This window comes from Rhodococcus sp. T2V, from assembly GCF_029269925.1.
Classification (GTDB): Bacteria; Actinomycetota; Actinomycetes; order Mycobacteriales; family Mycobacteriaceae; genus Rhodococcus_F; species Rhodococcus_F koreensis.
In genome coordinates this window covers 106,938-126,822 of the sequence record NZ_JARJBD010000021.1, presented here as the reverse complement: position 1 = coordinate 126,822, position 19,885 = coordinate 106,938, and the positions used below count along the sequence as shown (strand labels likewise).

The 19,885-nt window shown below is 67.5% G+C and carries 18 protein-coding genes; 15 read left to right on the top strand and 3 right to left on the bottom strand.

Going from position 1 to position 19,885, the window contains the following annotated elements; all coding sequences use genetic code 11:
• Positions 1-7 precede the first annotated feature (7 nt).
• A complete protein-coding gene (locus P3H15_RS19590; RefSeq protein ID WP_276138772.1) occupies positions 8-1,219 on the bottom strand; it encodes an acyl-CoA dehydrogenase family protein in 1,212 nt (403 codons plus the stop codon).
• Between the two features lie 247 nt (positions 1,220-1,466).
• Here P3H15_RS19590 and P3H15_RS19585 point away from each other — a divergent pair, with 247 nt between their 5' ends.
• From P3H15_RS19585 to P3H15_RS19525, 13 genes are all read left to right on the top strand, one after another.
• Positions 1,467-1,658 (top strand): ferredoxin, encoded by a 192-nt coding sequence (locus tag P3H15_RS19585; RefSeq protein ID WP_072947890.1) that lies wholly within the window; start codon positions 1,467-1,469, stop codon positions 1,656-1,658.
• Positions 1,659-1,762: 104 nt separating this feature from the next.
• Positions 1,763-2,680, top strand: a complete 918-nt coding sequence (locus P3H15_RS19580) for a 3-oxoacyl-ACP reductase (protein WP_276138771.1) — start codon at positions 1,763-1,765, stop codon at positions 2,678-2,680.
• Positions 2,681-3,256: 576 nt separating this feature from the next.
• Positions 3,257-4,021 (top strand): ABC transporter permease, encoded by a 765-nt coding sequence (locus tag P3H15_RS19575; protein ID WP_015888557.1) that lies wholly within the window; start codon positions 3,257-3,259, stop codon positions 4,019-4,021.
• Between the two features lie 20 nt (positions 4,022-4,041).
• Positions 4,042-4,893: an ABC transporter permease gene (locus P3H15_RS19570; RefSeq protein ID WP_072947894.1), complete on the top strand. Its 852-nt coding sequence runs from the start codon at positions 4,042-4,044 to the stop codon at positions 4,891-4,893.
• Positions 4,894-4,905: 12 nt separating this feature from the next.
• A complete protein-coding gene (locus P3H15_RS19565) occupies positions 4,906-6,081 on the top strand; it encodes an MCE family protein (RefSeq protein ID WP_276138770.1) in 1,176 nt (391 codons plus the stop codon).
• The gene (locus P3H15_RS19560) at positions 6,078-7,100 is read left to right on the top strand and encodes an MCE family protein (protein WP_276138769.1); all 1,023 of its coding nucleotides are present in this window, start codon (positions 6,078-6,080) and stop codon (positions 7,098-7,100) included. The genes P3H15_RS19565 and P3H15_RS19560 overlap by 4 nt, the downstream gene beginning before the upstream one ends.
• 2 nt (positions 7,101-7,102) lie before the next feature.
• Positions 7,103-8,158 (top strand): MCE family protein, encoded by a 1,056-nt coding sequence (locus P3H15_RS19555; protein WP_276138768.1) that lies wholly within the window; start codon positions 7,103-7,105, stop codon positions 8,156-8,158.
• Positions 8,155-9,447: an MCE family protein gene (locus tag P3H15_RS19550; RefSeq protein WP_276138767.1), complete on the top strand. Its 1,293-nt coding sequence runs from the start codon at positions 8,155-8,157 to the stop codon at positions 9,445-9,447. Before P3H15_RS19555 ends, P3H15_RS19550 begins: the two co-directional genes overlap by 4 nt.
• The gene (locus P3H15_RS19545) at positions 9,444-10,673 is read left to right on the top strand and encodes an MCE family protein (protein WP_276138766.1); all 1,230 of its coding nucleotides are present in this window, start codon (positions 9,444-9,446) and stop codon (positions 10,671-10,673) included. The genes P3H15_RS19550 and P3H15_RS19545 overlap by 4 nt, the downstream gene beginning before the upstream one ends.
• Positions 10,670-12,082 (top strand): MCE family protein, encoded by a 1,413-nt coding sequence (locus P3H15_RS19540; protein WP_276138765.1) that lies wholly within the window; start codon positions 10,670-10,672, stop codon positions 12,080-12,082. The genes P3H15_RS19545 and P3H15_RS19540 overlap by 4 nt, the downstream gene beginning before the upstream one ends.
• A gap of 20 nt (positions 12,083-12,102) precedes the next feature.
• Positions 12,103-12,825, top strand: coding sequence for a hypothetical protein (locus P3H15_RS19535; protein WP_276138764.1), 723 nt, complete (start codon positions 12,103-12,105; stop codon positions 12,823-12,825).
• Positions 12,822-13,340: a h domain protein gene (locus tag P3H15_RS19530; RefSeq protein ID WP_276138763.1), complete on the top strand. Its 519-nt coding sequence runs from the start codon at positions 12,822-12,824 to the stop codon at positions 13,338-13,340. The genes P3H15_RS19535 and P3H15_RS19530 overlap by 4 nt, the downstream gene beginning before the upstream one ends.
• A gap of 169 nt (positions 13,341-13,509) precedes the next feature.
• Complete coding sequence (locus tag P3H15_RS19525) at positions 13,510-14,520, top strand: NAD-dependent epimerase/dehydratase family protein (protein WP_276138762.1); 1,011 nt, start codon at positions 13,510-13,512, stop codon at positions 14,518-14,520.
• Here the strand turns inward: P3H15_RS19525 and P3H15_RS19520 are convergent.
• The gene (locus tag P3H15_RS19520) at positions 14,490-16,037 is read right to left on the bottom strand and encodes a trehalose-6-phosphate synthase (RefSeq protein ID WP_276138761.1); all 1,548 of its coding nucleotides are present in this window, start codon (positions 16,035-16,037) and stop codon (positions 14,490-14,492) included. The two genes, P3H15_RS19525 and P3H15_RS19520, sit on opposite strands and share 31 nt — an antisense overlap.
• A 33-nt stretch (positions 16,038-16,070) precedes the next feature.
• Complete coding sequence (locus P3H15_RS19515) at positions 16,071-16,244, bottom strand: hypothetical protein (RefSeq protein WP_005244525.1); 174 nt, start codon at positions 16,242-16,244, stop codon at positions 16,071-16,073.
• A 166-nt stretch (positions 16,245-16,410) separates the two neighbouring features.
• Between P3H15_RS19515 and P3H15_RS19510 the strand changes: the two genes are divergently transcribed.
• Together P3H15_RS19510 and P3H15_RS19505 are read left to right on the top strand one after the other, a co-directional pair.
• A complete protein-coding gene (locus tag P3H15_RS19510) occupies positions 16,411-18,114 on the top strand; it encodes an ABC transporter ATP-binding protein (RefSeq protein ID WP_276138760.1) in 1,704 nt (567 codons plus the stop codon).
• A complete protein-coding gene (locus tag P3H15_RS19505) occupies positions 18,111-19,859 on the top strand; it encodes an ABC transporter ATP-binding protein (protein ID WP_276138758.1) in 1,749 nt (582 codons plus the stop codon). The genes P3H15_RS19510 and P3H15_RS19505 overlap by 4 nt, the downstream gene beginning before the upstream one ends.
• The last annotated feature ends 26 nt before the right edge of the window (positions 19,860-19,885 follow it).

Below are 19,885 nucleotides of genomic sequence, written 5' to 3'. Positions count from 1 at the left end.
GATAGTCCTAACGCTTCGCGGGGGGCAGGCCGAGGGCGGTCATGGCGATGATGTCGCGCTGCACCTCGTTGGTTCCGCCGCCGAACGTGAGGATCAGCGACGACCGGTGCATCCGCTCGAGCCGCCCGCGCAGCAGGACACCGGGGGAGTTCTGCCGCAGCGTGGCCGACGGTCCGAGGATCTCCATCAGCAGCCGGTACGCCTCGGTGGCGAACTCCGTGCCGTACACCTTGTTCGCCGACGCCGCCTCCGGCCCGGGAGCGTGCGCTGAATCATCCCCCGTCGCTTCGCTCGCCCCGATCGACGAGGCGATCTCCCAGTTCATGAGCTTCAGGTACGCGGCCTTCGCGTGGACGCGCGCGAGATTGATCTGCACCCATTCCTGGTCGATGACGCGGCGACCGTCCGGCAGCTTGGTGTTCTGCGCCCATTCGCGCACCTCCCGCTGGGCGGTGAGGACCGGCCCGGCGGATGTCAGGGCGACGCGTTCGTGGTTGAGCTGGTTGGTGATCAGCGCCCAGCCGCCGTGTTCGGGGCCGACGAGCGCGGACGAGGGTACCCGCACGTCCTGGTAGTAGGTGGCGCTGGTGTCCGGGCCCGCCATCGTGTGCACGGGGGTGTACGAGAAGCCTTCGGCGGTGGTCGGGACGATCAGCATGCTGATGCCCTTGTGTTTCTTCGCTTCGGGGTCGGTGCGGCACGCCAGCCACACGTAGTCGGCGTACGCGATCAGACTCGTCCACATCTTCTGGCCGTTGATGACGTAGTCGTCGCCGTCCTTGACCGCGGTGGTGCGCAGGCTCGCGAGGTCGGTTCCCGCTTCGGGCTCGGAGTAGCCGATGGAGAAGTGCAGTTCGCCCGCCGAGATCTTGGGCAGGAAGAACGATTTCTGCTCGGGGGTGCCGAAATGCATGATCGTCGGCGCGACCGAGTTGATCGTGAGGAAGGGGACGGGCGCGCCTGCGATGGCTGCCTCGTCGGTGAAGATCAGCTGCTCCATGGCGGATCGTTCCTGGCCGCCGTACTCCTTGGGCCACCCGAGTGTCAGCCAGCCGTCCCTGCCCATCTGGGCGACGACGTCGCGGTAGACGTTGCCCTCGCCGTATTCGCCGGTGGTGGCGGCCAGTGCCTCTCGACGCTCCGGCGTCATCAGCTTCGCGAAGTACGCGCGCAGCTCTTCCCGCAGCTGTTGCTGCTGCGGTGTGTACGTGATGTGCATCGAAATACCTCTCCGGTCCGAGAGCGAAATCAGCTGAAATCTGGCACAGGTTCCAGGCTCTGCGGTGCATCGGCGGAGTCGGCTCGGGCCGGCCCCGGAGCGTGCCCGGTGGGCGTGCCCGCAGTCGTGGAACGAATCATTGCACACGACTGGAACAGGTTCTAGTGTTATCGCAGGAACGGCGTGCGCCACAGCCCGGCCGCACCCGGATCCGCGAGTGACGAGACGAGAAGAAGTGAGGGTTGCCATGGAGGTCAGAGTCGATTTCGACCGTTGCGAGGCCAATGGTGTGTGCGTGGGGATCGCACCCGACATCTTCGAGCTTGACGACGACGATCAGCTGCACATCACGAGTGCCGTTCCTCCCGCTGACCGGGAGGAAGACGTGCGTACGGCGATCGCCCAGTGTCCGAGAGCCGCGCTCACCGAGCATCCCTGAGGATTGTTGCCCGGAATGAGAACACGTTCTACAGTGACGTCGACCTACCGCCGCGCCGTGGTTCACGACTTGCGGCGAGCGCACAGAACCAGGAGAGCGTGTTCATGAATGCTGTGGCTGACCGCGAAGTGAGCGTGGACGGCAAGGTCGCCGTCGTGACCGGTGCCGGGTCCGGCCTCGGTAAGTTCGAGGCGATCGCACTGGCCCGTGCGGGTGCGTCGGTCGTCGTCAACGACCTGGCCGCGAACGAGGCCGTCGAGGAAACTCTGGAGGAAATCCGGGGCCTGGGCGCGAAGGTCGAGTTCGTGGCCGGGGACATCGGGGAGCGGTCCACCGCCGACGCGATCATGGAGGCGGCGCAGAGCCGGCTCGGCAGCCTCGACATCCTGGTGAACAATGCGGGCATCACGCGGGATCGCATGCTGTTCAACATGTCCGACGAGGACTGGGACCTGGTGCTGAAAGTGCATCTGCGCGGCCACTTCCTGCTGTGCCGTTCCGCCGCGTCGTATTGGCGGGGCAGGTCGAAGGAGGCCGGCGCGCCGGTGTACGGGCGGATCGTCAACACCTCGTCCGAGGCGGGACTGCTCGGACCCGAGGGGCAGGCGAACTACGGCGCCGCCAAGGCGGGCATCACCGCGCTCACCCTGTCGGCGGCCCGTGGGCTCTCCCGGTACGGCGTCCGGGCCAACGCGATCTGCCCGCGGGCCCGCACGTCGATGACGGAGAACGTCTTCGGGGAGGCGCCCGCCGAGGGAGTCGATCCGCTGTCGCCCGAGCATGTCGCCGCGCTGGTCGCCTACCTCGCATCGCCCGCCGCCGACTCCGTGAACGGTCAGGTCTTCGTCGTCTACGGCCCGATGGTGGCGTTGATGGCGGCGCCGGTCGTCGAGCGGCGCTTCGATGCCGCGGACGGCCGCTGGACCCCCGATGCGCTCGCGGAGGAGCTCGGGACCTACTTCGAAGACCGGGATCCGGCCGCGATGTTCTCGGCTTCCGCGGCGCTGCGGGAACTGGGCTGATCCGCGTCCTGCGGGTCGAAGATTCGACACGACCGGGTTTGCGTATCGTTTCCGCAGGTAATGCGTCCGCGATGGGCGATACTGAAGGCAACTGAACAGCTGCGGAGCGGGGCCGGGTGACGGTGGAGGGGGTGTGGAACGCGTGCCGGTTTTGACTAGATCGTGTTCTAGTTTGTTCGCCGTCGACCGGTTCGATCGCCCTTGCCTGCGACACTCCCGAAGCGCTGGTGCCCGGCGGGTGCGTCCGGCCGCCGGAATCGGACGCACAGGCGACTTCCGTGCTCGCCCGTGCGCGACGATATTCATTCAAAGTTCTTGTGCTATAACAGCTTAGCGCCAACGCTCCGTGTTTCCGGCCGACACCAACTGCCGGGTGCGACCGCGGGGTGACACGCCCGGATTTTCGGTCGAATCCGACCCTCGGGGCGTGCTGAATATGGGACGATTCTTGCTGATGAGCGACCACCTTTGACAGGTGAACACGTTCTAGTTAATATGACCTGAGTCACAGACCGATGGGGGGCTGGGCTCGAACTGACAGTCGGTGCTGGGCGAGATCATGGACGAGGAGGACGGATGGTGGACCTCCTCGAGGTGCCGTTGCGTGCGGTCGGCGGGTTCTTCACGATGTCGGGCGAAACGTTGAGGGCAGTCTTTTCGAGGCCCTTCCAGCGTCGTGAGTTCGTCGACCAGGCGTGGTTCGTCGCCCGGGTCTCGATGGTGCCCACCGTGCTGGTGGCCATTCCGTTCACGGTGCTGGTGAGCTTCACGATCAACATCCTCCTGCGCGAGATCGGCGCGGCAGACCTCAGCGGCGCGGGCGCCGCTCTCGGCACCGTCACCCAGGTCGGCCCCATCGTCACCGTGCTCATCGTGGCGGGTGCGGGTGCCACCGCCATCTGCGCAGATCTCTCCGCCCGCACCATCCGCGAAGAGATCGACGCGATGCGCGTGCTGGGCATCAACCCGATCCACCGCCTGGTCGTGCCGCGGGTGCTGGCCTCGACCGTCGTGGCGCTCCTGCTCAACGGGCTGGTCTGCACCATCGGCATCCTCGGCGGTTTCGTCTTCTCGGTCTACATCCAGGACGTCAACCCGGGTGCGTTCGTCAACGGCATCACGCTGCTCACCGGTTTCGGGGAACTGGTGATCTCGGAAGTCAAAGCCGGTCTGTTCGGCATGATCGCCGGCCTCGTCGCCGCCTACCTCGGCCTGAACGTCAAGGGTGGCGCGAAGAGCGTCGGTGACGCCGTCAACCAGACCGTCGTGTTCTCGTTCATGGCCCTCTTCGTGGTCAACGTTCTCGTCACCGCCGTCGGCATCAAACTGACGGCAGGGTGATCGACTTGGTGGTGGAGTAGATGGCACTAGCGGCGGCCGGGCGCTTTCCCCGAACTCGCAGACGGTTCGCGTCGGCGTCCCGCTCGATCGACCGGCTCGGTGAGCAGGCACTGTTCTTCGCGCGGGCCATCGGCTCGGCGCCCCGCGCCCTGATGCACTACCCGAGGGAGACGCTGCGGCTGATCGCCGAGATCAGCATGGGGACCGGTGCGCTCGCGGTGATCGGCGGAACGGTCGTCATCGTCGGCTTCCTGACGCTGTTCACGGGCGGCACCATCGCGGTGCAGGGGTACAGCTCGCTCGGCAACATCGGTGTCGAGGCACTCACCGGCTTCTTCGCGGCATTCATCAACGTGCGCATCGCGGCGCCGGTCATCGCGGGCATCGGGCTGGCGGCCACCATCGGCGCCGGCTCCACCGCCCAACTCGGCGCGATGCGCGTCTCGGAGGAGATCGACGCACTCGAGACGATGGCGATCCCGTCGATCCCGTACCTGGTCAGCACCCGCGTGATGGCGGGCATGATCGCGATCATCCCGCTGTACGCCCTGGCGGTGATCGCGTCCTTCATGGCGAGCCGGTTCGCGACCGTCGTGTTGTACGACCAGTCGTCCGGCGTCTACGACCACTACTTCTCGACGTTCCTGATACCCACGGACATCCTGTGGTCGTTCGCGCAGGCCATCGTCATGGCGATCGCGATCATGCTCATCCACACCTACTACGGCTTCAACGCCTCGGGCGGCCCGGTCGGGGTCGGTGTGGCCGTCGGCAACGCGGTGCGCTCCTCGCTGATCGCCGTCGTCACCGTCACCCTGCTCATCTCGCTCGCCATCTACGGCGGGTCCGGCAACTTCAACCTTTCGGGATAGGAGTGCCGGTAGATGACTGATTCGAGTGGGAAGAAGAAGCTCGCGGCACTCGTTCTCGTGGTGAGTCTTCTCGCGATCATCGGTGTGTCACTGGCCATGTTCAACGGCACGTTCGACGAGACCACGCCCGTCACCGTGACGTCGGATCGCTCCGGACTGGTGATGGAGCCCGACGCCAAGGTCAAGCTCCTCGGTGTCCAGGTCGGCCGCGTCGCCTCCATCGAACACGTGACCGACGGCGCCGAGCTGAAACTGGCGATGTACCCCGACATGATGTCGCTGATTCCGTCCAACGCGACCGTGGAGATCAAGTCCACCACCGTGTTCGGCGCCAAGTACGTCAACTTCGTGATGCCGGACGACCCGTCGGACACCCCCCTCCAGGCGGGGGACGTCATCGCATCCGACAACGTCACCGTCGAGTTCAACACGGTCTTCCAGCACCTGTCCGACGTGTTGGCCAAGGTGCAGCCGGAGAAACTCAACGCCACCCTCGGCGCGATCTCCTCGGCGCTGCACGGGCGGGGGGAGGAACTCGGCGCCCTGCTCGAGCAGAGCGACAGCTACCTGGCGGAGATGAACCCGAGTCTGCCCCAGCTGCAGGAAGATCTGGCGAAGGCGGCGCAGGTCTCCGACGTGTATGCCGACACCGCGCCCGACCTGCTGCGGGTGCTCGACAACGCGACGGCCACCAGCGGCACCGTCGTCGACGAACAGGACAACCTGGATGCCGTGCTGCTCAACGTCACCGGGCTGGCCGACACGGCGAACACCGTCCTGACCGAGAACGAGCAGAACCTGGACTCCGCTCTCGGCCTGCTGCTCCCGACGACGGATCTGCTGGCCGAGTACTCGCCCGAGATCTCCTGCTTCATCGTCGGCCTGAACAACGTGATCCCCCTCGCCGAACAGCTCATCGGCGGCAATCAGCCGGGTATCGCGCTGAGCGCCAGCTTCATGTACGGGCAGGAGCCGTACACCTATCCGAAGGACCTGCCGAAAGTGAACGCGACAGGTGGGCCGAACTGCCACGGTCTTCCCAACCCCGATCTCAGCAAGCACGCGAACTTCGTCGTGGCCGACACCGGCACGGTGCCGTTCGTGCCGTCGACGGAAGTCCAGGTACATCTGCCGAAGGTGTTCCAACTGTTGTTCGCGGGCGTGTACCCCGGGCAGGGTGGGCAGTGACTGTGCGAGCGACCACGGTCAAGCTGCTGATCTTCGCGACGGTGATGTCGGTGATCTTCGCCGGGCTCGCCCTGGTGTTCAGCCAGTACCGCTTCAGCAGTTCCGACGGCTACCACGCCACGTTCACCGACGTGTCCGGGCTCAAGCCCGGCGACAAGGTCCGCATCGCCGGCGTTCCCGTCGGCGCCGTCGAGAAGGTGGGCATCGACGACGACAACCTCGCCGACGTCGACTTCACCGTCGACACCAAGTACTCGCTGTTCGACGGGACCAAGGCGACGGTGCGGTACGAGAACCTCGTCGGCGACCGGTACATGGAACTCCTCGAAGGCGCCGGATCGGTGGAACCGCTCCCGGACGGTGGCTCGATCCCCGTCGAGAACACCTCTCCCGCACTCGATCTCGACCTTCTGCTGGGCGGGTTCAAGCCGCTGCTCCGGGCGCTGGACCCGCAGCAGGTCAACGACCTGTCGAAGGCGCTGGTCCAGGTGTTCCAGGGGCAGGGCGGCACGCTCGTCTCGCTCCTGGGCAGCACGAGTTCGTTCACGAACACCCTCGCCGACCGGGACCAGTTGATCGGCGAGGTGATCACGAACCTCAACCAGGTGCTCGGGACCATCAACGACCGCGGCGACCAGTTCCGGTCGACGCTCGACCAGTTGCAGCAGTTGGTGAGCGGGCTCTCCCAGGACCGCGATCAGATCGGTGACGCCATTCCCCGCATCGCCGGGGCGACGGGCGATCTCGCAGATCTGCTCGAAGGTGCGCGGCCGCCGCTGCAGAGCACGATCGCCGAGGCCAACCGCACCGCCACTCAACTCCAGGCGGGCGAGGACGACCTCGACTGGGTGCTGCAGAATCTGCCCGACGCGTACCGCAGGCTCATCCGCATCGGCACGTACGGCAGCTTCTTCCAGATGTACGTCTGCACGGTCAAGTTCAAGTTCTCCGGCCCGGACGGATCGGATCTGCTCCTCAACATGCCGGGCGGTCAGACGGCAGGGAGGTGTGCACCGTAGCCATGAAGAGTGAACGCAATCCCGTACAGGTGGGACTCATCGGTGTCGCCGTCGCGAGCATGATCGTGATCGCGACCCTGCAATACGATCAGCTGCAATTCCTTTCGGGCGGCACGCAGTACTCCGCCTATTTCGAGGACGCGGGTGGGCTGATGGCCGGCGACACGGTGACCCTCGCCGGTGTCGACGTCGGGAAGGTCGCCGAGGTGGAACTCGACGACCAGAAGGTGCTCGTCACGTTCACCATCCAGGACGGCATCGCCCTCGGCGACGCCACCGAGGCGAACATCAAGACCAACACCGTTCTCGGGCGCAAGTCCCTGGCGGTCACCCCGCTCGGGCACGACACGATGCGGGTGGGATCGACTATTCCGTTGGAGCGCACCAACTCTCCGTACTCGCTCAACGACGCGCTCGGCGATCTGTCGACCACCGTCTCCGAGCTGAACACCGACGAGGTCAACAACGCGTTGAACGCGATGTCCGGCGCTCTCGAGAACACGCCGCCCGAGCTGCGCACCGCACTGGACGGCCTGACCCGGTTGTCGGAGAGCATCAACTCGCGGGACGAGAGCCTGCGGCAGCTGCTCTCGCGGGCCGAGAACGTGACCGGAATCCTCGCCGAGCGCAGCGGGCAGATCAACTCGCTGATCGTCGACGGAAACCAGCTGTTCGGTGAGCTCGACCGTCGCCGCGCGGCGATCAGCCAGCTGATCGTGAACATCTCCGAGGTGTCCCGGCAGCTCACCGGGCTGGTCCAGGACAACGAGGAGCAGATGAAACCGACGCTCGACAAGCTGAACTCGGTGGTCGACGTCCTGCAGCGCAACAAGGACAACATCTCACAGGCTCTCGACGGCCTCGCGCCGTACGCCACTCAGCTCGGCGAGTCGGTGGGTAGCGGCCCGTTCTTCATGGCGTACGTCTACAACATCGGCATCGGCAACCTGTTCCAGGGGCTCAGCGACGCGGTGACGTGGCCGGAGCATCTGCCCAACGACCTCCAGGCGTACCTGCAGACGGGCCCGTCCATCGAGCTGAGGGAACCGCCGCGATGACGACGAACCCGGAAATCACCAACACGCGGAAGAAGTGGCTGATCCGCGTCGGCGTCGCCGCGGTCGTGATCGTGCTGATCGTCGGCGCCGCAGTGATGTTCGTGCCCAAGCTGTTCCAGAACACGATCACCGCGTACTTCCCGGCGACCACCGGGCTGTACACGGGCGACGACGTCCGCGTCCTCGGTGTGAAGGTGGGGACGATCGATTCGATCGAGCCCGGCGCCGACTTCGCGCGGGTGACGATGAACGTGAACGAGAGCGTCGAAATTCCGGCCGACGCGAAAGCCGTCATCGTCGCGCCCAGCCTGGTGTCGGGACGGTTCGTCCAGCTGACACCCGTGTACGCGGGTGGGCCGACGATGGGCGACGGCGCGAGCATCCCGATGGAGCACACCGCCGTCCCGGTGGAATGGGACGAGATCAAGACCGAGCTGAACAAGCTGTCGGAGGCGCTCGGACCGCAGGGCGCCGACCCGCAGGGCTCGCTCGGCACGTTCATCGACACCGCCGCCGCCAATCTCGACGGCAACGGCGAGTCGCTGCGCAACACGCTGCGGGAACTGTCGGAGACCATGAGGACCCTGTCCGACGGCCGCACCGACCTGTTCTCGACCATCCGCAACCTGCAGACGTTCGTGGCGGCGCTGTCGTCGAGCAACGAGCAGATCGTCCAGTTCGAGGGCAGGCTCGCGTCGGTGTCGAACATGCTCGCCACCAACTCCGACGAACTCGGGACCGCCCTGAACGACCTCGACCTGGCGCTCGGCGACGTCAACCGGTTCGTGGCGGAGAACCGCGCCGCGCTCAGTGAGCAGGTCGGCCGTCTGGCGGACGCCACCCAGGTGCTCGCCGACAAGAGGCCGCAGATCGAGCAGGTGCTGCACGTGGCGCCCACGGCGCTGGCGAACTTCAGCAACATCTACAAGCCGGCGCAGGGGTCACTGGTCGGTGCGGTCGCGTTCGCGAACCTCGGGAACCCCGTGAACTTCATGTGCGGCGCCATCCAGAGCCTGCAGGCCAACGAGGCGAATCGCAGTGCCGACCTGTGCACCCAGTACCTGTCGCCGGTCCTGAACTCGCTGACGATGAACTACCTGCCCGTCCTCACCAACCCGACCACGGGAGTGAATGCGTTCCCGGATCAGATCGAGTACACCCCGCCGAGTCTCGAGGCCTCCGTGCCGCCGCGGTCCGCGCCCCCGGTGACCGGCACGCTCGCCGGGATGCCGACGGTGGACGTGCCCAGGGACCTGAACGATCTGCTGCAGCCGGGAGGTGGGCGATGACGAAACACGCACGGGCGCGTCGCGGTGGCCTCGCCGCGGTGGCGATCACACTGACGCTGACCCTGACCGGATGCGAGTGGGAAGGGCTGAATTCGCTTCCCCTGCCGGGGACCGAGGGGCAGGGCGACGACGCCTACACCGTCGAGATCCAGATGCCCAATGTGACGACGCTGTCGCAGAACTCGCCCGTCCGGGTGAACGACGTGACGGTGGGTTCGGTGACGGGCATCGAGGTGCAGGACTGGCACGCCCTGGTCACCGTGTCGATCAACGGCGACGTCCAGTTGCCCGCCAATGCGACCGCCAAGATCGGCCAGACCAGCCTCCTCGGATCGCAGCACCTCGAGCTGGCTCCGCCGACCGACGTCGAGCCCGAAGGCAAACTCGAGAACGGCGACGTCATCCCGATCGAGCGGGCGGGCGCCTACCCGACCACCGAGCAGACGCTGTCTTCGCTGTCGGTGGTGCTCAACGGCGGCGGCATCGCCCAGATCCGCGACATCACCCAGGAACTCAACGCCGCGCTGGGCGGACGGGAGGAGTCCATCCGCGACCTCCTTCCGCAACTCGACCAGCTCGTCACGAGCCTCGACCGGCAGCGCGGCGACATCATCGGTGCGATGGAGGGGCTCGACCGGTTGTCGGGCACCCTCAACGAGCAGAAGGCCACCCTGGACGCGGCGCTGGACGGCATCCCGCCCGCGCTGGACGTCCTTGTCACCCAACGGCAGAATCTCACCACTGCTCTGGTCGAGGTGGGCAAGCTCAGCGACACCGCCTCCCGTCTCGTCGAGAGCAGCGGCGAGGACCTGAAGGCGAACCTGCGCAACCTCACCCCGGTGCTGCGTGAACTCGCCAACTCCGGGAGCGCGCTGACCCAGGTGCTGACCCTGATGCTCACGTACCCCTTCCCGATGAAGACGATGGACAAGGCGATTCAGGGCGACTACGCGAACCTCATGATGACGATCGACATGACCAACGAACGCGTCGACAGCAACTTCCTCACCGGAACCGGTCTCGGCGGATCGCTCGGCGGCGTCGAGGGCGCCGTGGGATCGCTCGCCGGGGTGGCCGGGCAGTCCGGCGATCCGCTGCAGGCGCCGCTGCAGCCGGCCCCGAAACCGGCACCCGCGCCGCCGGTGATTCCCGGGCTCCCGCAGATACCCGGACTGCCGCAGATACCGGGCCTTCCGCCACAACTCGGAGGGACGCCGACACCATGAGAATGACGAGATTCGTTCGCATTCAGCTGATCATCTTCTCGATCCTCACCGTCATCGGGCTCGTCGTGATGTCGATCCAGTACATCAAGGTGCCGGTGCTGTTCGGCGTCGGACGCTACGAGGTGAGCGTCCGGCTGCCGTCCACCGGCGGGCTCTACTCCCACGCCAATGTCGCGTACCGCGGCACCAACATCGGCGTCGTCGAGAACGTGATGCTCACCGGCGAGGGGGTGGAGGCGAAGATGTCGCTCGACAGCGACTACAAGATCCCGGCCGACGTCGACGCGGCGGTCAAGAGCGTGTCGGCGGTCGGCGAGCAGTACGTCGACCTGATTCCGAGGGAGGGCGCGGACGCAGACGGCCCGTACCTCGCGGACGGTGACGTGATCCCGGAGGATCGGGCGACCATTCCGCAGGACGTCGGCGAGATGCTCGACCAGGCCGACGAACTGCTCGCCAGCATTTCGGACACCAGGCTGCAGACGGTGATCGACGAGGCGTTCACGGCGTTCAACGGATCCGGTCCCGATCTGCAGCGGCTCATCGACTCGGCCCGCCTGTTCGTCGAGGAGGCCGACGCGAACAGTGACGCGACGAAGGCCCTGATCGACCAGGTCGGTCCGCTGCTCGACACCCAGACGGTCAGCAGCGACGCCATCCGCTCGTGGACCCAGGACCTCGTGACGTTCACCGACCAGTTGCGGGCGAGCGACCCGAGCCTGCGGTCGGTGCTGGAGAAGGGTCCCGGCGCGGTGCAGGAAGCCACCCAGCTGTTCCAGGACCTGCAGCCGACGCTGCCGATCCTGCTGCGGAATCTGGTGAGCGTCGGGCAGGTCGGGGTGATCTACAACAAGAGCATCGAGCAGGTGCTGGTCATCTACCCGCCGCTGACCGCGGCGCTCGTGACGGCGGCGACCGGCGGGCCCGTGGAGGACGGCGCGATCGTCGACTTCGCCCTGCAACTGCACGACCCCCCGGCCTGTACGACGGGATTCCTGCCCCCGGACCAACGCCGGTCGGGAGATCAGACCGACCCGATCGCGACACCGAACGACCTGTACTGCAAGGCCGCTCCGGACGACCCGTCCGTCGTGCGCGGCGCGCGGAACCTGCCGTGCATGGAGTTCCCCGGACGTCGCGCACCGACGGTCGAGGCGTGCCGCGAGGGCTGGGAGGCGTCGGGCAACAACCCGCCGTACGGGCCGATCATGCCGCCGGATGTACCCTCGTACACAGCCGTTCCGAGTTCCTACGAAGGCTCCGCGAGTGCACCGGTCGCGGCCGTGCCCTACGACCCGGCCACCGGTAGCTTCATTGGTTCGGATGGAAAGACGTACACCCAACCGGATCTGGCGGTGCAGGGAAAGGACTCGACGTGGCAGACGATGATGACAGGTCAGCAGACTTGAGTTCCGGAACGGACGAAACTGTGAGCGACTCCGCGGATCAGGCGCAGCAGACACCCGCGTCGACGGACCGGACGAGACGCCGGGCCGTCCGGCACGCCGGCCCGCCGGTGGGGGAGACCGAGGCCCCGAAGCCGGTGGTCCTCGCCAAGCCGGCGGTCGCGCAGGCCACGCCCGAGGCGGAGAAGGCCTCCACGACGAAGTCCGCACCACCGGCGTCCGAGGCACCGCCGATCGAGACACCGAAGCAGGGTCGGCCCCTGAAGTCGTTGCTCGCGTCGGGCGTTACGGCGGTGGTGATTGTCGCGCTGGTCGTCGCGGCGGTGATCCTGCTGCTCGACCAGCGGTCCGCGCGCGAGCGGGACGACCGTCGTCAGGCCTTCATCGACACGGCACGGCAGACGGTGCTCAATCTGACGACCATCCATCCCGAGACCGCGAAGGACGACGTCGCCCGGATCGTCGCCGGTGCGTCCGGTCAGTTCCTCGAAGAGTTCCAGGGCCGGGAGGATCCGTTCGTCGGTGTCGTGCAGGACGCGAACGTCACCACCGAGGGCGAGGTCATCGAGGCCGGCATCGAGAACGGTACCGAGACGTCGATCTCGGCGAACGTCCTGGTGGCCGCGCGGACGATGGTGAGCAGCAAGGAACAGCCGGAACCCTCACCGCGCGACTTCCGGATGCGGGTGACGATCAGCGACGTCGACGGCAAGTTGACCGCATCGAAGGTGGAGTTCGTCCCATGAGCGACAACAACGAAGGCAAGCGAAAGTTCGCAATCACCAAGGGCGCAGCGCTGACGATCGCGGCCGCGGTCGTGGTGGTCGCGCTCGCCGTCGGGGTGGGCTTCCTCTGGTACGGCCACCGGCAGGATCAACTCTCCGAGCAGGCGCGCATCGACGCCGTCGACGCCGCGGGCAAGCAGGCCGTCGCGATGCTGGCGTACGACTTCGCCGACGTCGACAACCAGTTGGCCGCTGCCGCAGACGGACTCACCGGCTCCTTCCGTGACGACTACACCACGCTCGTCCAGGAGACCATCGCACCGGGCGCCAAGCAGAAGCAACTCACCGTGCAGGTGTCGGTGCAGGCCGCCGCGCCGGTGTCGACCACACCCGACGAGGCGGTGGTTTTGCTGTACCTGAACCAGACGACGACGAGCGCCGACGCCCCCGACGCCCGAACGTCGGGCAGCCGGGTGCGGGTGTCGCTGCAGAAGGTCGACGACCGCTGGCTCGTCGATCAGCTGACCCCGGTGTAGCTCCGCCACCCGTGAGTACTTGTTAACGTCGGGCGGTTAAGAAGTACTCACGGGGCGGAGCCACCCCCCTTCACAAAGTGAAACAAGTTCTAGTAGTCTCGGGGTCTCCTGGCCGGGTGCCGACGCACGACGCTGTGTCGCACGGCCACAACCGAACAGGGAGTCGTCGATGAAGGTTGCAGTAACCGGCGCCGCGGGATTCGTGGGCAACAATCTGCTGAATCTGTTGGTCGAGGCAGGGCATGAGGTGACTGCCATCGACCGCGTCCGTTCCCGGTACGCACCCGAATGCGGGGTCACGTGGGTGAACGCCGACGTGCTCGACGTCGAATCCATGAAGCAGGCGCTGGACGGCGTCGAGGTGGTCTACCACCTGGTCGCGATGATTACCCTCGCCCAGCAGGACGACCTGGCGTGGACCGTCAACACCAAGGGTGTTCGCACCGTCGCCGAAGCCGCTCTCGCGGTGGGAGTTCGGCGGATGGTGCATTGCAGTTCCGTGCACTCCTTCGACCAGAGCAGTTGCGGCGGAACGCTCGACGAGTACTCGCCGAGGTCCGTCGACGCGTCGATCCCGGTGTACGACAGGTCGAAATGGGCAGGCGAGATCGAACTCCGCGAGGTGGTCGACGCCGGCCTCGACGCGGTGATCTGCAATCCCACCGGGGTGTACGGGCCCGCCGACTACGGACTGTCGCGGGTGAACGCGTTGCTGCGCAACGCTGCTCGCGGCCGGGTGCCCGCGGCGGTGCAGGGCGGGTTCGACTTCGTCGACGTCCGCGACGTCGCCGCCGGACTGATCGCCGCAGGCGAGAACGGCCGGACCGGTGAGAACTACCTGATCTCGGGGCACATGCTCGGCATGCATGATGTCGTGAGGAGGGCAGCGCGTGCGGCGGGCCGTCGGGGGCCGCTGTACTCGTTCCCGCTCAGCGTCATCGAACGCGTGCTGCCGATCGCCGAACCGATCGGGACCCGGTTCGGGTCGGACGTGCTGTCGCGGTCGGCGATGTCGGCGCTGCTCGCGGCGCCGGTCGTCGACGGCGGCAAGGCGCGGTCCGAACTCGGTTACGCCCCACGTCCCGCCGACGAGACGATCCGCGACTTCGTCGCCTTCCTGGTGACGTCCGGTCAGCTGAGCCGGGGAGGTCAGTTGTCCCCGGTGGCGTCCTCGGTGTAGTCGGACTCGGAGACCTCGGCGGGGGCGATCAGCGCGGGGCCCGCGGCGCCGCCGTGCGCGAGGGCGTCGAGGAAGGACCGGGCCCACCGGTCGACGTCGTGTGCGAGGACCTGCCTGCGCAGGGCCCGCATGTGGCGTCGGCCGTCCTCCTTCTGCTGATTCAGGGCCTGTTCCATTGCGTCCTTGACGCTGTCGAGATCGTGCGGATTGCACAGGAATGCCTGACGCAGTTCGGCGGCCGCGCCGGTGAACTCGCTGAGCAGCAGCGCGCCGCCGAGATCACTCCGGCACGCCACGTACTCCTTGGCGACCAGGTTCATGCCGTCCCGGAGCGGGGTTACCAGCATCACGTCGGCGGCGACGAAGAACGCGATCAGTTCGTCACGGGGGATGGGCCGGTGGATGTAGTGCACCACGGGCCTGCCGACCTCGCCGTACTCGCCGTTGATCCGCGACACCGACTGCTCGATCTCGCCGCGCATGTGGACGTAGCTCTCGACGCGTTCACGGCTGGGTGTCGCGAGTTGTACGAGCACGGTGTCGGCGGGGTCGACGCGGTTCTCGTCGAGCAGTTCGTGCAACGCGGCGAGGCGGACGTCGATGCCCTTCGTGTAATCGAGGCGGTCGACGCCGAGCATGATGTGCTTGGGATTGCCCAGTTCCTTGCGGATCTTCCTGGCGCGGTCCCGGATGGATTTGGACCGGGACTGCTCGTCCAACTGCCCCGAGTCGATGGAGATCGGGAACGCGCCGACGCGGACCGTGCGGAAACCGACCTGCACGACGCCCAGCTTGGAACGGACGCCCACGTTGCCGCGGGACGTCTGCTGGCCGGCGAGTTTGCGGGCCAGGTAGAGGAAGTTCTGGGCACCGCCCGGGAGGTGGAACCCGATCAGATCGGCGCCGAGCAGGCCCTCGATGATCTCGGTGCGCCACGGCATCTGCATGAACAGTTCCACCGGCGGGAACGGAATGTGCAGGAAGAACCCGATGGTGAGGTCGGGGCGGAGCATGCGCAGCATCTTCGGAACGAGCTGCAGCTGGTAGTCCTGGATCCACACGGTGGCGCCCTGCGCGGCAGCCTTCGACGTGGCCTCCGCGAAACGGCGGTTGACCTCGACGTAGGCGTTCCACCAGGCGCGGTTGTACTCGGGCTTGACGATGACGTCGTGGTACAGCGGCCACAGGGTGGCGTTGGAGAAGCCCTCGTAGTAATCGGCGATCTCCGCGGCGCTCAGCGGAACGGGGTACAGCTCGAGATCGTCCTCCACGACGGGATCGAGCTCCGCGTCCGGGACCCCCGCCCAGCCGACCCATGCGCCCTTGTTGCGGCGCAGGATCGGCTCGAGCGCGGTGACGAGGCCACCGGGGCTGCGCTTCCAGCGGGTGGTGCCGTCCGGAAGGCGTTCGAGATCGACGGGGAGCCGGTTCGCGACGACGACGAAGTCGGCTTGCCCGGAAACCGGATCAGAAGTCGAGCGTGATGACGATGCTGACGATTCCGAACTGGCAGCCACGGGCTTCCTTCGCAGTCGAAGTGGATGAAATTCTCAGTCGAGCTTGGTGGTGGGTCCGATTCCGAGCATGGAGAGCAGCATCCTGCACTCGTCTGCATCTTCGGCGTATGCAGCGACAACACGCTGCGCCTGGCGAGCGGTCTCGTCGGCTAGGGGTTCGAGATCCTCGTCCGCGATGTCGTTTTCGGCGGTCGTCTTCGCGGCCATCTTTGTCCTCTCGGGCTTGCTGCTGCGTCACGCGCAGTAGTTCGTATCGGCGACTCTATGAGAACCGGGCATGTCAACGCTAGTTGCCCATCGATTAGGGTTCATCTAGTTAGGGTCCGCTTACTTTGTGGTGGGCGGGGAAGCGTCGGCGTTGGGAGTTACGCGCGTGAAGACTGGTGGCACCGCAATTCTGCGTCGCACCCTGGTGCGGAATCGGGGACGGCTGGGCATCGGCACCGTACTCGTCTGCCTGCATCAGATAGCCGAGACACTGGTCCCGATCTCGATCGGTGTGATCGTCGACCGGGCCGTCGCGACCGGCGACGTGTTCGCACTCGCGGTGTGGCTGTGCGCCCTCGCGCTGCTGTTCCTGGTGCTCACCGCGGCCTGGCGCTACGGCGCGCGTTTCATCGTCGTGGCGATGCAAAACGAGGCCCACCAGCTGCGGATGGAGGTCGCGCACCGCATCCTCGACCCGAGGGGGGTGCGCACCGACCTGCGCGCCGGTGAGCTGCTGTCCGTGTCGACGTCGGACGCCGACCGCGCGGCCTGGATCGCGGACATCACCCCGCGCGCCGCCGCGGCCCTCACCGCGGCGATCGGATCCGCGATCGCCCTGCTGCTGATCGACGTGCCCCTCGGCCTCGCCGTCCTGATCGGCACCCCCGTCATCCTCGGACTTCTCCAACTCGCGGCACCGCTGATCACCCGCCGCGCCACCGACCAGCAGGCGTCGGTCGCGCGGGCGTCCGCGATGGCCACCGACCTCGTGAGCGGGCTCCGCCCCCTGCGCGGGATCGGCGCCGAGGTGTCGGCGTCGCGCCGGTACCGGGCGGCCAGCCGCGACGCGCTCGGCGCCACCCTGCACACGGCGAAGAGTTCCGCCGTGTTCGCCGGGGTGTCGATGACCGTCAGCGCACTCCTCGCCGTGGGCGTCGCGGGTTTCGCGGGCTGGTTCGCGCTCGAGGGCCGCATCACCATCGGCGAACTGATCACCGTCGTCGGACTGTCCCAGTTCTTCATCGAACCGCTCGGCGTTCTCGCCGGCCTGCCCGGGTTCCTCGCCCTCGCCCGCGCGTCGGCGGACCGCCTCGCACTCGTCCTGGACGCGGAACCCCTGCTGCCCGCCGGGTCGGGCCGGACACTCGACGGCAGCGAACTCAGCCTCACCGGCGTGTCGTACCGGTCCCTGAGCGGACTGGACCTCCGGGTCACCCCCGGCGAACTGCTCGGCGTCGTCGCGTACCGCCCGCAGGACGCGGAGGCGCTGGCCGCGCTGCTGTCCGGGCAGGTTCCGCCCGACCGCTACGACGGCGAACTGACGGTGGGCGGGGTCCGGCTGTCGGACGCGGATCTTTCGCACGCCCGCCGGACGCTGCTCGTCGAACCGCACAACGGCGACCTGTTCTCCGGAACCGTCGCGTCGAACGTGACCGCGGGCAGGCCCGGCGCGACGGCGTCCGAGGTGCACGCGGCGCTGTCCGCGTCCGCGGCGGTCGACGTCGTCGACGCGCACCCCGAGGGGCTCGACCACGAGGTCGCCGACCGCGGGTCCTCGCTGTCCGGCGGTCAACGGCAGCGCGTCGCCCTGGCCCGCGCCCTGGTGGCGCAGTCGCCGGTGATGGTGCTGCACGATCCGACGACGGCGGTGGACGCCGTCACCGAACACACGATCGCGGGCGGAATCGCGGACCTCCGGCATCGCACGGTCGCGGGCCGTCAGACCACGATCCTCATCACGAGCAGCCCCGCGCTGCTGTCCGTCACCGACCGCGTCGTCGTGCTCGACGACGGAACGGTGGCCGGCGAGGGCACCCACTCGCAACTGGCCACCGAGAACGCGAACTACCGTCAGGCGGTCCTGCGATGAGTGAACTGCTTCCCATCGCGAACGCGCGCGACACGTGGGCGTGGCTGAGGTCCGAGCTGGGACGGCGCCGCGGCCGGAGCGTCTTCACGCTGCTGGTGGCGGCTGTCGCGGCCGGCATGGCGCTGGTCCCCGTCTACGTCTTCGGCGTCCTCGTCGACCGCGTCCAGGACGGTGCGCCGCCGTCCACCATCGGCTGGGTGGTCGCGGTGATCGCGTCCGCCGCGGTGATCGGCGGACTGTGCGCCGGGTTCGCGTCGTACCTGATCCGCAGTCTCGGCGAGGGAATCCTCGCGGACCTGCGCGAGCGGACCGTCGACCGGGCGCTCCGGCTGCCGATCCAGACGGTCGAACGCGTCGGCAAGGGCGACCTGCTGTCGCGCGTCGGCGACGACGTCGCGGTGATCGGCAAGGCCGTCACCGACGTGGTCCCGAACCTCGTCACGGCGGTCCTGCTGGTGGTGCTGAGCATGGTCACGATGCTCGGCATCGACTGGCGGCTCGGGCTCGCGGGCATGGTGGCGCTGCCGATGTACGCGCTGGCGATGCGCTGGTACCTGCCGCGGTCGGCGCCGGTGTACGCCGCCGAACGCGTCGCGATGGGGGAGCGTTCGCAGGCCCTGATCAGCAGCATGCAGGGTGCAAGGACGGTGCGCGCCTACGGCCTCGAAGACAGCCACCTGGGTCAGATCAACGGCGCGTCGGAGAAGGCCCGCGACCTGTCCGTCGGCGTCTTCGCACTGTTCACCCGGTTCGCGGGACGCGGCAACCGGGCCGAGTTCGTGGGGCTGGCCACCATCCTCGCCGCCGGATTCGCCCTGGTGAACGCGGACATCGTGACAGTCGGCCAGACCACGACCGCGGCGCTGCTCTTCCACCGGTTGTTCAATCCGATCGGCATGCTGATGTACACGTTCGACGAGGTGCAGTCGGCCGGTGCGAGCCTGGCGCGGCTCGTCGGCGTCGTCGACCTCGACGACGAATCCTCCGCCGGGACCGCCGCCGCCGGGGAGAACACGGACGCGACGCTCGAACTCGACGGCGTCCGGCACACCTACGACGGCAGCCACGAAGTGGTGCACGGCATCAGCCTGCACGTGAAGTCGGGTGAACGTGTCGCCCTCGTCGGCTCGACCGGGGCGGGCAAGACGACGGTCGCGGCGATCGCGGCCGGGTCGATCGTCCCGACGTCCGGTTCGGTGCGGATCGGCGGAACCGCGCTGGCGGACCTCGAACCGGGTGGCCTCCGTCGCCGGGTCGCGATCGTCAGCCAGGAAGTCCACGTGTTCGCCGGACCGCTGATCGACGACCTGCGGCTCGCGGCACCCGACGCGTCCGACGAGGATGCGGCGATGGCATTGAAGGCCGTCGGCGCCGACGGCTGGGTGACCGCTCTGGACGACGGGGTCCACACCGTGGTCGGGGAGGGCGGACACGAGTTGACCGCCGCCCAGGCGCAGCAGCTGGCCCTGGCCCGACTCGTCCTCGCGAACCCGGCGGTCGCCATCCTGGACGAGGCGACGGCCGAAGCGGGCAGCGCGGGTGCCCGGGAACTCGAGGCGTCGGCGGAGGCCGCGACCCGCGGTCGCACGACGCTGGTGGTGGCCCACCGGCTGACGCAGGCGGCCGCCGCGGATCGGGTGGTCGTCCTGGAACACGGCCGGATCGTCGAAGAAGGTCCGCACACCCGGCTCGTCGCGGCAGGCGGACGCTACGCCGAGCTGTGGTCGGCGTGGGAGGGGCGGTAGCCCCGTGCGCCTGTCTGGTAGCACGC